This window comes from Sphingomonas sp. J344, from assembly GCF_024700005.1.
Classification (GTDB): Bacteria; Pseudomonadota; Alphaproteobacteria; order Sphingomonadales; family Sphingomonadaceae; genus Sphingomonas.
The window spans coordinates 671665-683702 of the sequence record NZ_JAJONB010000002.1; the positions used below are offsets into that span (position 1 = coordinate 671665).

Genomic DNA, 12038 nt, shown 5'->3' on the forward strand with positions numbered 1-12038 from the left:
TGGATGGCAGCAAACGACCCCATTACCGTCGGAGCAAACGCTGGCATTTGCAGACGTGCTTGGTAGGCTGTGTCTATGGAACACGTGTATCTTCTGCACCACATTCGCGAAGACGATGAATATGGAGATGATGCGAAGCTCATTGGCGTTTACCGAAGCGAAGCCAGTGCGAAGCTCGCGATTGATCGGCTCTCGTCCCAACCCGGGTTTCGAGATTATCCAGCCGGCTTTGAGATCGGAAAATACGCTTTGGACCATGACCATTGGGAAGAGGGTTTCGTCGACTTGCCCGCCATTCTGATACCAATGCAGAAAGCGGGAGCGGACATATGGTCCCCTGTTAGTTCTGTATTACTTGCAGATGGCCGGTTCGAAGTTGTCGGGCCAGTGTCTGATGATGAAATCTGGCGCTATCCACCCGGAACGATTGTGCACTGTGAAGTTCAGCATCGTGAAGATGGCGATGTACTCGTTGCTATTGCTCCCGCTTAATTTGGTACGACCGCTTTCCACCCACTTCCTGACATCCACACCCACCGCAACTCGCGAAAGCGAGCAATCGGTTTGTGGGAGCTGCGGTCAAGCCCTGAATGTCCGATCTTGGCGCGCATTACTGACTCATACGGCAGTCTGCCGACGTCGCGACTGATCACGTGAACTATGTGCGTCATTTCTGAGTTGAGCTTCGATGCCTGCACTCGCCAGCCCTGAGCCCTACATCATCGGGCTGACGCTTACAGGGGTGTTGATCGCACTGGTCGCCTGGCTGCCACTGGCGCTCAAGCGGCTACCGCTCTCGCTGCCTATCCTTTGCATCGCCATCGGTGTCGCAATCTTCCTGCTTCCGTCCGTCTCGCTGCGGCCTTTGCCTCTTAGCTACCCGGAAATTACCGAGCGCTTTGCCGAGTTCGTGGTGATCATCGCGTTGATGGGGGCAGGCCTCAAACTCGATCGGCTGTTCAGCTGGCGACGATGGAGCGTGACGTGGCGGCTCCTCGCCATCACCATGCCACTGTCCATCGCCGCGATCACGGCGATCGGCGGCTGGTTTCTCGGGTTGAGCTGGATCGCGGCGCTGCTGCTCGGCGCCTGCCTTGCACCGACCGATCCCGTGCTGGCGGCAGATGTGCAGGTTGGTCCACCCAAGACCGGCGAAGAGGACGAGGTGCGTTTTGGTCTGACCTCGGAAGCAGGTCTCAATGACGGCCTAGCCTTTCCGTTCGTCAATCTGGCGATTGCGCTGGCCATCTCGGCAAGCACGGGGGAGGCATGGTTTCAGGATTGGCTCACTCATAGCGTGCTATGGGAGATCGGCATCGGTATCGCGGGCGGCTGGGCGATCGGCTGGATTTTCGGTTGGCTCACCTTCAAGGTCCCATCCGAAACCAAGCTGGCAAAGACCGGCGACGGACTCATCGCGATTGCGGCAACCTTTGTCTCCTACGGTCTAACCGAAATGCTGGATTGCTACGGCTTCCTTGCGGTGTTCGTCACCGCGCTGACCCTGCGCCGGTCGCATCATCACCACGACTTTCATCATGATATGCACGACATTACTGAACAGGTGGAGCGCTTGGCGATGATGGTGCTGCTGATCCTGTTCGGGGGGCGCTGGTGAGCGGCATGCTGCGCACCTTGCAATGGCAGGATGCTGTGGCCGCAGTGGCGATCATCCTGGTCGTTCGTCCCGTCGCAGGACTGATCGGCCTCACCCGCTTCCCGGCTGACCGTTCAGAGAAGCTCACCCTTGCCTTCTTCGGAATCCGCGGCGTCGGATCGTTCTACTATCTGGCCTACGCCCTGAACCATGCCCCCTTTGCCGAAGCCGAACGGCTGTGGGCGATCATCGGTCTAGTTGCGTTGCTCTCAATCCTGCTGCACGGCCTGACCGTGACACCGATCATGCGGATGCTGGACCGTCAACAGGGCCGCGATCCGGACGGAGACGATGCGCCGCCTCCACCGGGATTGAAGGGGCCGGCTGTTGAATCAAGCTAGCACGCGGACTCTGGAGTAAGCTGCCTGACTGCTAACGACCCCGTTGCGGACGTTACGAGCCTTACGGGTTTGCCGGTGCTTGCATCTGCGCCGTCGCCATTTGATCGTCGATGATGCCGACAATTTGAGATATTGGGATGGTGAAAACGCCGCCCTGTGCCTTACGCCATTCCTCGATACCCTCGTCCAAGGCGGAAGTAGGGAATTCGCGCTTTTCGGCTGATAGCTTCGTAACACTAGCGTCGAGCGTCTCCTCGGAAACGGGAATGTGCGGCAAAATGCCCGCGATACCCGGCGTTGCGAAGTGAACGCCGACGACGCTGATGTGATAGACCTTCTCGGCACCCATCATCTCGACGCGCTGCACCTTGAGTAACGACCCAGCATCCTGCGGTCGCGTGCGGTATTCCCACACATGCCCCTCTACATACTTGGGAGACGAAGCCTGACCGGACAGCCCCGTGGCAGCGAGTAGAGCGGCTGCAACAGATAAAAGCTTCATAGGTCCCCCGAGCGAACGAGGTGCCACGATACTCTCCTCTCGCCCCTTCTCAATGTCCGATTTCCACCCAATTCCAGCCCGTCCCGTCACCCCGGCCTTGTGCCGGGGTCCACCGGGAGGCTGGCGTGGGGGAGTTGATGCTTGGTCGCTGCGCGTGGGAGTGGGGTGGACCCCGGCCCGGGGGCCGGGGTGACGATTTGGTTTGTCGGCGGTCGCCTTCTATCCCTCTCCCACTTGCGGGAGAGGGGTGGGCGAGGGTCTTTTTCTTGCCTTCGGGCGGCTGAGGCGGCCGCAGAAGAAAAGAGAAAGAAGAAGAAGAAGACCCTCCCCAACCCCTCCCGCAAGCGGGAGGGGCTAAGTGAAGTGCAGGTGGGGCCTTACTTTAAATCCTCCCCGGGAGGGGGAGGAACAAAAAAGGCCGGGGTTTCCCCCGGCCTTCTCTCCTTCCCCTGCCCCCTATCACAGGGAAGGAAAGCCCATCACTCGGCGTATTTGACCGAGCAGCCATAGGGCGTGGTCTGGGCGACCGAGACGGGCTTGCCCGCCTTCAACTCACCCAGCGCCGCGAGGACGTGGTTGCGGGCCGCGCCCATTTCCTCGACCCGCGCAGCGGGCTTGTCGTCGATGCCGCCCTGGAAGCGGAGCACGCCCGCGCCGTCGATGATGTACATGTGCGGGGTGGTCTTGGCGGCATAGCCCTTGCCGACGATCCCCTTGGGGTCGAGCAGGTAATGGGCGGGAGCGGCCTTCTTCTCACCGACCCATTTCTTGGCGCCGGCACCGTCCATATGGCCCTGCTTGCCCGGCGCGCTCGAGTTGATCGTCAGCCACACCACGCCGCCAGCCTTCGCCGCGGCCTGGGTCTTTGCATATTGCCTTCGTAATGGCGTTGCACGAACGGGCAGCCGGGGTTGTTCCACTCCAGCACCACGGTCTTGCCCTTGAAGTCGCTGAGCTGGACGGTCTTGCCGCTGGCGTCGGTCAGTTTGAAATCGGTCGCCTTTTGCCCCGTCGTCTGTTCGGCGGCGGCCGGAATGGCGAGCGCCGCGAGGGCAGCGGCAGCGAATGGGATCAGTCGGTTCATCGGCTCATCTCCTTGATCTGCGGTTTCATTTGCCCCCCGTCAGTCCGGTCAACATGCCTTGAGTCAGCAATTGGGGCAAGACCTGTGGCTCGGTCGCGCCAGCGGGGTACCAGAGGTAGAGCGGCACGCCGGCGCGGTTGTGGCGTTCGATGAAGCGACCTAGCGCGGGGTCGCCATCGGTCCAGTCGCCGACAAGGACGGTCACGCCGCCCTTGGCGAAGGCATCGCGGACAGCGTCGGTCTCGATCGCGGCCTTTTCATTGACCTTGCAGGTGACGCACCAGTCGGCGGTGAAATAGGCGAAGACGGGTTTGCCCTGCCCGCGCAGATCGGCGAGCTTGGCTTCGCTGAACGGTTGTGCGCCCGACGCGGCGACTGCGGCGGCGGCGGGCTTTTCGATGCGACCGACCAGCCACATGCCGCCGATCAGGATCGCGAGGCTCATCGCCCAGGCGATGCCGTTCCCGGCCCCGCGCGCCTGTCGCCGCCCGAGCGCCCACAGCACCACGCCGAGCGCGAGCGCGACGATCAGGCCAGTGGCCATGCCGTTTACCCCGGTCAGCCCGCCGAGCACCCAGGCGAGCGCGATCGCGGTGAGGAACATCGGGACCGACAGGATCTTGCGGAAGGTATCCATCCACGCGCCGGGCCTGGGCAGCATCCGGCGCAATGCGGGGACGAAGCCGAGCAGCAGAAATGGCAGCGCGAGGCCGAGGCCGAGGCCGAGGAAGATGATGAGCGCGATATACCAGGGCAGGACGAGCGCCGCGCCGAGCGCTGCGCCCATGAACGGGCCGGTGCAGGGGGTGGCGATGAATGCAGCGAGCGCGCCGGTCATGAATGCGCCGCCACTGCCTCCGCTGGCGAGGCGACCGGCGAACTTCGGGGTCATCAGCTCGAACAGACCGGCCAGGTTGAGCGCGATGCCGAGGACGAGGAGCAGGAGCAGCAGAATGACACGCGGGTCGGTGAGCTGGAACGCCCAGCCGACGCTCGCCCCCCGCCGCGCGCAGGCCGAGCATGAGCCCGCCGAGCGCGAGGACGACGAGGACGACGCCAGCGGTGTAGGCGAGCCCCTCGGCACGGGCATGCGCTTCGCTGGTCCCGCTCTTGGCGAGGCTCAGCGCCTTGAGACTGAGGATCGGGAAGACGCAGGGCATGATGTTGAGGATCAGCCCGCCGAGCAATGCGCCGCCCAGCGCGAACAGGGCTGCGGACCAGTCGATCGCGGTTTGCGGTGCAGCTTCGGCGGCGACGGTGCCGGGGACGGCGACGAGTTCGAAGCCGTCGCGCTCGCCGGTGGCGAGGATGCCGTCGAGGCGTGTGGGCACCTTCGACCCGGCCTTGACCGTGACGATCACCGTGTCGCCGTCGCGGGTGACCGTCTGCGGCGCGGAATAGGTCACTGCATCGGGGGGTCTGGGCGAAGAAATAGGCGTCCTTCCACAGATCGACCGGTGCCGGGAACGGGATCGCGATGCGGAGCGTGCCATCGGTCACCTGAAACTTTGCCTCACTGCCCAATGGCTTTGGCAGCAGGCGGCGCCACTCGTCGAACTGCGCGCGGCGGTCGGGGGTGATGGTGCCGTCGCCGACGGTGAGGTTGAGGGTCAGGTTTTCGGTTTCAGGGACGCAGATTTCGTCGGTGCAGATCAGGTAATCGGCGCGAACCGCGATCGGGAGCTTCGTGCCGGGGGTCAGGCCCGCGGGGATCTTCAGCGTCGCGAACTGGGTGTAATTGCCCTTGTAGATATAGTTCATGATCCCGGCGATCATCAGCCGCGTCGGCACGGGATAGCGCAGCTCACCGGCCGTCACCCCCTGGGGCAGCGTCCAGTCGAGCCGCGTGTCGAGGCCCGCATCGCCCGGGTTCTTCCAATATCCGTGCCAGCCAGGATTGGGCTTGACGACGAAGGCGATCGTGACCTCGCTCCCCGGCGCGGGGGCGTCGCTCTCCGCAATCAGGTCGACCTTGAGGTTATCCTGTCCGGCGGGCTGGGCGGCGACAGGAACCGCGATCAACGCCAACAACAATGTCACCAAAGCGAAACCGGATCTGCGCATTGCGAGCCCTTGCCGTGCCGAAGTCTTGCGAACATAGCGGGCGCGGCCTGATTTGCCATGCCGGAGGGACCATGCTCGCTCGATTGCTCGCCACTGCCATGCTCGTCGCCGTTCCGGTGGCGGCGCAGGAAGCCGCCCCTGCCCCGGCACCCACCGCGCCGCCGCCCAAGTTGATCGTCACCATTTCCGTGGACCAGTTCTCGGCGGATCTGTTCGCGGGCTATCGGCCCTATTTCACCGGCGGGCTGGCGCGGCTGGCGCGGGGCGTGGTGTTTTCGGGCTATCAGAGCCATGCGGCGACCGAGACCTGCCCGGGCCATTCGACGATCCTGACCGGAGCGCGGCCCGCGCGAAACGGGATCGTCGCGAATGACTGGGTGGACCTGAAGACCGCGCGCGAGGACAAGACGATCTATTGCGCCGAGGACGAGAGTGTCCCGGGCAGCACGTCGGACAAATACACGGTGTCCCCGGTGCATCTGCTGGTGCCGACATTGGGCGATCGGCTGAAGGCAGTCGCCCCCGGCACCCGCGTGGTGTCGGTCGCCGGCAAGGATCGCGCGGCGGTGATGATGGGCGGCAGGACCGCCGATCACACCTACTGGTGGGGTGGCAAGGGCTTCGTCAGCTACACCGGCACTGCCGAAGCACCGGTGGTGGCGCGGGCGAACGCCGCGATCACCGCCCAGATCGCCAAGGCACAGCCCGCGCTGGAGCTGCCCGAATACTGCAAGCCGCGCGATGTTGCGGTGACGGCGGGCAGCCGGACGGTGGGCACCGGGCGCTTCGCGCGCGAGGCGGGCGACAGCCGCGCCTTTCGCGCTTCCCCGGAGATGGACGGCGCGACGCTGGCGCTGGCCGCCGCGTTTTTCGAGGACATGCAACTGGGGCGCGGCGCGACGACCGACGTGCTGATCGTCGGGGCGTCGGCGACCGACTATGTCGGCCATGGCTATGGCACCGAGGGCACCGAGATGTGCCTGCAACTCACCAGCCTCGACCGCGATCTCGGCGCCTTCTTTGACGTGCTCGACAAGAGCGGGGTCGATTATCAGGTGGTGCTGACCGCCGATCATGGCGGGCATGACCTGCCCGAGCGCAACGTGCTGCACGGCATCACCGACGCCGCGCGCGCGCAGAGCGGGCTGTCGTCCAAGCCGATGAGCGACAAGGTCGCGGCGAAGCTGAAGCTGGGCGATCGGCGCGTACTATGGGGCGGCAATTTCGGCGACATCTATGTCGACCCGAAGCTCGCACCCAAGCTGCGCGCGAAGGTGCTGGCGGAGGCAGTGGCGCAGTATCGCGCGCACCCGCAGGTGGCGGCGGTGTTCACCGGCGACGAGATCATGGCGACCCCCAGCCCGAACGGGCCGCCGGAAAGCTGGACGCTGATCCAGCGCGTGCGTGCATCCTTTTATCCCGGTCGCTCGGGCGACCTCTACGTCGCGCTCAAGCCGCGGATTACGCCGATCCCGGTACCGGGCGGATCGGTCGCGACGCATGGCAGCATCTGGGACTATGACCGCCGCGTGCCGATCCTGTTCTGGCGCAAGGGCGTGACGCCATTCGACCAGCCCAACGGTGTGGAGACGGTGGACATTCTCCCGACGCTGGCGAGCGTGATCGGGCTGAAGATCGATCCCAAGGAGATCGACGGGCGGTGCCTGGATCTCGAGGCGGGCGCGCCGAACAGCTGTCGCTGATCTGAGCGCCTGGTGTCCCGGAGAGGATTCGAACCTCCGACCTGCGGTTTAGGAAACCGTTGCTCTATCCTGCTGAGCTACCGGGACGCCGTGCGGCTGGTTAGAAGCACGGGGCGGCGGGGTCAATTGCGCTGGTCGGGCGGGATCACCGGGAGCGGGAGCGGGGCGACGGGGACGCCGTCGTCGATCAGCGCCTTCGCCTCGGAAAGGCTGGCCTGGCCGTGGATCGGGGCGACGGTTTCCTCGCCGGCGTGCATCGCGCGCGCCTTGTCGGCGAAGGACATGCCGACCCATTGCGAGCCCTCCAGCATCGTCGCCTGGACCTGGGCGAGCGCAGCCATCAGCGCCTTGGGGTCGGGCGACGCGGCAGGGGCAGCGGCGGCACGGTTGCCCTTGGCGGCGACATTGGGGGCCATCACCGCCTTGGCGATGTGCGCGTCGCCGCAGATCGGGCACGACAGCAGGCCGCGGGTGCGCTGGTCCTCATAATCGGCGCTCGACCCGAACCATGCCTCGAACACATGGGTCCGGGCGCATTTCAGGTCGAAGACGATCATGCGCGGGTCACCGGCGGGGTGGCGCGGCGATGGTCGATCGCGGGGACGCGGCTGCGCACGTCGGTGACGCGCGCAGGGTCGATTTCCGCGAAGCCGAGGCCCGCCGGTTCGCCCATGTCGAGCAGCACTTCGCCCCAGGGATCGATCGCGAGGCTGTGACCAAAAGTGGTGCGGCCGTCCTCATGCGTGCCGGTCTGGGCTGCGGCGATGACATGCACCCCCGCTTCGATCGCGCGGGCGCGGAGCAATGTATGCCAGTGCGCGGCGCCGGTCGGGCGGGTGAAGGCGGCAGGTACGGCGAGCAGGGTCGCCCCGGCATCGGTGAGCGCGCGGTAGAGGTCGGGGAAACGGATATCGTAGCAGATCGACAGGCCAAGCGGGCCGAGCGGCGTGTCCACCACGACCGCGCGGTCGCCCCGCACATAGGCGTCGGATTCGCGCCAGCGCTCGCCGGTTGGGAGGTCGACATCGAACAGATGCAGCTTGTCGTAGGAGGCGCGGATCGTCCCGCTGGCGTCGATCGCGAATCCGCGATTGACGAAGCGGCCATCCTCGCCGCGCAGGGCGAGCGAACCGAGATGAACCCAGATGCCGTGTCGCGCCGCGGCGTCGCGGACGGCGGCGAGGACGGGGTCGTCCGTCTCCGCCATGATCGAGGCCGCGCCGCGCTTGCGATCCCGGTCGAGCAGGCCCGACATTTCGGGGGTGAACAACATCGCCGCGCCCTCCCCCGCCGCCGCTGCGACCGCGTCGGTCAGCGTGCGCGCATTGGCGAGCGGGTCGATCCCGCTGGTCATTTGAAGGATCGCGGCGCGCATCAATCAGGTGCCGAGCAGCGCGTCCAGCCTGCCCTCTCGCTCCAGCGCCATCAGATCGTCCGAGCCGCCGATATGCACGTCGTCGATGAAAATCTGGGGCACGGTGGTGCCGCCATTGGCGCGCTGGATCATCTCGGCGCGCTTCGGCCCGCCCATTGTGAGGTCGAGCTCCTCATAGTCCGCGCCCTTGCTGTCGAGCAGCGCCTTGGCGCGGTGGCAGTAACCGCAAAATGCCTTGGTATAGATTTCGATCTTGGCCATGATGATTCCGAGTTGTGGTTCGCGACCCCGCTTGTCAATCCGCGTCCGCGTCGTCGACCACCCGCGCCCAGCACAGGATCGTCACGCTGTGCGCGCCGGCGCGCTTGAGGATGCGCGCGCAGGCAGTGGTCGTGGCTCCGCTGGTGTGGACGTCGTCAACCAGGATGACCGCCTTGCCGCGGATCGCGTCCTTTGCTTCCGGGGCGAGCGCGAAGGCACCCGCAACCGCCTTGGCGCGTCCGCGCGGGCCGAGACCGCGCAGGAGGGAGTGGACTTGACGCGGCGAAGCAGGTCGGGGGCAACCGGGACGTTCGCGTCCTTCCCCAGCGCGCGCGCGATCAGCAGCGCCTGATTGAACCTACGTCCCCAGATGCGCCAGCGGTGAAGCGGTACCGGCACCAGCAGTTCGGCATCCTCGGGCATCAGCCGTGTCATCGCGCGCGCGGCGGTGACCGCGAAGCCTGTCCGCCCGCCATATTTGAGCCGCAGCGCGAGATGCCGCGCCGCCGGACCATAGGCGACCGCCGCGCGCACCCCGTCATGCACCGGCGGGTCGGACAGGCATGCGCCGCATTGCGCCGCCGCGCCACGGTCATGCTCGAACGGCAGGTTGCAGGTCGCACACCAGGGCGGTGCGATCAGCCGCATGCCGCCCCAGCAGATTGCACAGAAGCGATGATCGGCATCGACCACATCGCCGCAGCCCGGGCAGCGCGGGGGGCAGCGCCAGGCCGATCAGGTCGAGCAACGGTTCGCGCAGCCCCATGCGCCACTTGTCGCGCGGCGCGGGACGCGGCACAAGCCGCGCCGTGTCCCCTGCCCCGACCCCGCCCGAGATTTTCGACCGCAACCGCCGCCGCCTGCGCCGCGACCGCGCCGCTCCCGGTTTTGCCGGGTTCGACTTCATCCGCGCATGGATGCTCGACGGGATCGCCGAGCGGCTGGACGCGGTGCGGCGCGAGTTTCGCGACGTGCTCGACCTTGGCAGCTTCGACGGCGCATTCGTGCCGCCACCCGGAGCTGTGGTCACCCGCATCGATGCGGGTGCACGCTTTGCCGCACTGTCCGGCGGCGTACAGGCCGATGAGGATCGACCGCATTCGCCCGAGGGTGCCTATGACCTGGTCGTATCGGCAGGGGTGCTCGACAGCGTCAACGATCTCCCCGGGGCGCTGGCGCTGATCCGCCGCTCGCTGCGCCCGGACGGGCTGTTCATGGGCGCGTTCCTGGGCGGATCGACGCTGTCGACGCTACGCAGCGTGATGCTGGAGGCCGAGGGGGACCGACCCGCAGCGCGGGTGCATCCGCAGGTCGATGTGCGCGCGGCGGGCGATTTGCTCGTGCGCGCGGGCTTTGCGCTGCCGGTGGCCGACGTCGAGACGCTGGAGGTGCGCTACGCCAGCCTGTTCGATCTGGTCCGCGATCTGCGCGGCATGGGGGCGGCCAGCCTGCTGCGCGATCCCGCGCCGCTGACCCGCGCGACTGTCGCTCGGGCGGCCGAGGCATTTGCCGCGCGCGCCGATGGTGAGGGGCGAACCAGCGAGCGGTTTGATGCAATTTTCGTCACAGGCTGGGCACCCGACCCCAGCCAGCCCAAGCCCGCGCGGCGCGGGTCCGCCAGCGCCTCGCTCGCCGACGCATTGCGCCCGAAACCCTGATCTCTTGACGCGACGCCCGGTCGATCCAATACTGAGGGTGCGGACCGGGCCCCTCTGGCGATCGAGCAGATCGCGATGTCGGACCGCATCGGATGATCCGATGCAGGCTGGGCTTATTACGACCGCTTCCACCCGCTGACGGCCATCCGATCGATTGCAGATCGACAGGAGGCATTATGATGAGTGGCATGTTGTACCGTTTGAGCGTTGTTCACCGGAAGCTGGACGAGGAAATCCGGCGCGAGGCGCGGCGGCGCAATCCGGACGGGTTCCGCCTGCTGCGGCTCAAGAAGCTGAAGCTCGCAGTCAAGGACCGGCTGGCCGGCCACTGGAAGCGCACGCTCGCGACCGACACCTGATTCACCCATCGCCGCACGATGGGGAAAGCGGCGACGACGTCCGGCTAGAGGATCGCCGCGAGCAGGTCGATCAGCGGCTTGTCCGCAGGCGGCATGTCGAGGCTGTGCAGATCGAGCGGGGCAACCCAGCGCAGCGCAGTGGCGTGATGCGCTGCAGGAACCCCGCTCCAGTCGCGCAGCGTGTAGAGAAGGAGGAGCAGGTGCCGCTCGCCGAGCGACTCGCTGGCGAAAGTCGCGGGTGCCAGCTGCGCTGGATCGACGCAGATACCGAGTTCCTCTTGCAGTTCGCGGCACAGGGCGGATTCGGGCAGCTCGCCCGGCTCCACCTTGCCGCCGGGAAACTCCCATAGTCCCGCCATCGACGTGCCCGGTGGACGCTGCTGCACCAGCACGCGGCTGTCGCTATCCAGCATAGCTGCAGCCACGACGGTCAAAATGGGCTTTCCCGATGCTCCAGCGTCCGATTTCAGCATTTCGTTAATCTTGTTTCCGTAGATTCCGTTACGTCCACAGGGGAAGGTCGCACGATGCGTCCAGTGAATTCATTGCTGACCCGGCTATCGCGCTGCACTCGCGGCGCGACGGCGGTCGAATATGGATTCATTCTCGCCCTGATCGTCCTCGTCATGATCGCCGCACTGAGCGAGCTGGCCAGCGGTACCACCGGCATGTGGAACAATGTCAGCAACAAGGTCCAGAACCCCGGCTGATCTTTTCGGCGTCCACGCCGTGCGGCCTAAGGCCTTTGTTAACTTCCGTCACTTAATTTCGGGTCGCTGAAACCGGGCTCTCCGGGGGCAGCCGGGAAAACTGAAGCTTCGAACAGGATGGAGACCGGTATGAACACGATCCGCAAGATTTTCGGCAACAAGAAGGGCGCGACCGCCATTGAGTACGGCCTGATCGCCGCTCTGATCGCCGTCGCCGCGATTGCCGCGATGCAGGGCCTGGGCAACCAGCTCAAGACGACCTTCACCAACGTTTCGTCGAACATGAAGGCGTCGTAAGACCCTTCGTCTCGAAACGACTGAACA

Annotated in this window: 13 protein-coding genes, 1 tRNA gene and 3 pseudogenes; 7 read left to right on the forward strand and 10 right to left on the reverse strand. The window is 65.7% G+C overall.

Annotation, left to right across the window (positions count from 1 at the left end; all coding sequences use genetic code 11):
• Nucleotides 1-75 precede the first annotated feature (75 nt).
• Complete coding sequence (locus tag LRS12_RS19355; RefSeq protein WP_257846093.1) at nucleotides 76-492, forward strand: hypothetical protein; 417 nt, start codon at nucleotides 76-78, stop codon at nucleotides 490-492.
• A 196-nt stretch (nucleotides 493-688) separates the two neighbouring features.
• Nucleotides 689-1998: pseudogene (locus LRS12_RS19360) on the forward strand (cation:proton antiporter).
• Nucleotides 1999-2059: 61 nt separating this feature from the next.
• On the opposite strand, the gene LRS12_RS19365 reads toward LRS12_RS19360, so the two are convergent.
• From LRS12_RS19365 to LRS12_RS20500, 4 genes and pseudogenes are all read right to left on the reverse strand, one after another.
• Nucleotides 2060-2527: a hypothetical protein gene (locus LRS12_RS19365; protein WP_257846094.1), complete on the reverse strand. Its 468-nt coding sequence runs from the start codon at nucleotides 2525-2527 to the stop codon at nucleotides 2060-2062.
• A 452-nt stretch (nucleotides 2528-2979) separates the two neighbouring features.
• Nucleotides 2980-3336, reverse strand: coding sequence for a hypothetical protein (locus tag LRS12_RS19370; protein ID WP_257846095.1), 357 nt, complete (start codon nucleotides 3334-3336; stop codon nucleotides 2980-2982).
• Nucleotides 3324-3584, reverse strand: a complete 261-nt coding sequence (locus LRS12_RS19375) for a redoxin domain-containing protein (protein WP_257846096.1) — start codon at nucleotides 3582-3584, stop codon at nucleotides 3324-3326. The genes LRS12_RS19370 and LRS12_RS19375 overlap by 13 nt, the downstream gene beginning before the upstream one ends.
• Nucleotides 3585-3609: 25 nt before the next feature.
• Nucleotides 3610-5648: pseudogene (locus LRS12_RS20500) on the reverse strand (protein-disulfide reductase DsbD family protein).
• Nucleotides 5649-5719: 71 nt separating this feature from the next.
• Here LRS12_RS20500 and LRS12_RS19385 point away from each other — a divergent pair.
• On the forward strand, nucleotides 5720-7351 hold the full coding sequence (locus tag LRS12_RS19385; RefSeq protein WP_257846097.1) for an alkaline phosphatase family protein: 1632 nt from the start codon (nucleotides 5720-5722) through the stop codon (nucleotides 7349-7351).
• A 10-nt stretch (nucleotides 7352-7361) separates the two neighbouring features.
• On the opposite strand, the gene LRS12_RS19390 is transcribed toward LRS12_RS19385, so the two are convergent.
• The 5 genes and pseudogenes from LRS12_RS19390 to LRS12_RS20505 all read right to left on the reverse strand — a co-directional run bounded on the left by LRS12_RS19390 (nucleotide 7362) and on the right by LRS12_RS20505 (nucleotide 9753).
• Nucleotides 7362-7438 (reverse strand) — tRNA-Arg (locus LRS12_RS19390).
• Between the two features lie 35 nt (nucleotides 7439-7473).
• Nucleotides 7474-7908 (reverse strand): DUF1178 family protein, encoded by a 435-nt coding sequence (locus LRS12_RS19395; RefSeq protein WP_257846098.1) that lies wholly within the window; start codon nucleotides 7906-7908, stop codon nucleotides 7474-7476.
• Nucleotides 7905-8726 (reverse strand): carbon-nitrogen hydrolase family protein, encoded by an 822-nt coding sequence (locus LRS12_RS19400; RefSeq protein WP_257846099.1) that lies wholly within the window; start codon nucleotides 8724-8726, stop codon nucleotides 7905-7907. The genes LRS12_RS19395 and LRS12_RS19400 overlap by 4 nt, the downstream gene beginning before the upstream one ends.
• Before the next feature lie 3 nt (nucleotides 8727-8729).
• The gene (grxC, locus tag LRS12_RS19405) at nucleotides 8730-8987 is read right to left on the reverse strand and encodes a glutaredoxin 3 (protein WP_257846100.1); all 258 of its coding nucleotides are present in this window, start codon (nucleotides 8985-8987) and stop codon (nucleotides 8730-8732) included.
• 34 nt (nucleotides 8988-9021) lie between these two features.
• Nucleotides 9022-9753 (reverse strand): annotated as a pseudogene (locus LRS12_RS20505) (ComF family protein).
• A gap of 7 nt (nucleotides 9754-9760) precedes the next feature.
• Here LRS12_RS20505 and LRS12_RS19415 point away from each other — a divergent pair.
• Both LRS12_RS19415 and LRS12_RS19420 read left to right on the forward strand, forming a co-directional pair.
• A complete protein-coding gene (locus tag LRS12_RS19415) occupies nucleotides 9761-10645 on the forward strand; it encodes a methyltransferase domain-containing protein (protein WP_374581706.1) in 885 nt (294 codons plus the stop codon).
• A gap of 188 nt (nucleotides 10646-10833) precedes the next feature.
• Nucleotides 10834-11004, forward strand: coding sequence for a DUF465 domain-containing protein (locus tag LRS12_RS19420; protein WP_374581654.1), 171 nt, complete (start codon nucleotides 10834-10836; stop codon nucleotides 11002-11004).
• 44 nt (nucleotides 11005-11048) lie between these two features.
• Here the strand turns inward: LRS12_RS19420 and LRS12_RS19425 are convergent, their stop codons facing one another.
• Nucleotides 11049-11477: a (deoxy)nucleoside triphosphate pyrophosphohydrolase gene (locus tag LRS12_RS19425; protein WP_257846103.1), complete on the reverse strand. Its 429-nt coding sequence runs from the start codon at nucleotides 11475-11477 to the stop codon at nucleotides 11049-11051.
• A 54-nt stretch (nucleotides 11478-11531) separates the two neighbouring features.
• Between LRS12_RS19425 and LRS12_RS19430 the strand changes: the two genes are divergently transcribed.
• On the forward strand, nucleotides 11532-11714 hold the full coding sequence (locus LRS12_RS19430) for a Flp family type IVb pilin (protein WP_257846104.1): 183 nt from the start codon (nucleotides 11532-11534) through the stop codon (nucleotides 11712-11714).
• A 129-nt stretch (nucleotides 11715-11843) separates the two neighbouring features.
• Nucleotides 11844-12011: a Flp family type IVb pilin gene (locus tag LRS12_RS19435; RefSeq protein WP_066665303.1), complete on the forward strand. Its 168-nt coding sequence runs from the start codon at nucleotides 11844-11846 to the stop codon at nucleotides 12009-12011.
• The last annotated feature ends 27 nt before the right edge of the window (nucleotides 12012-12038 follow it).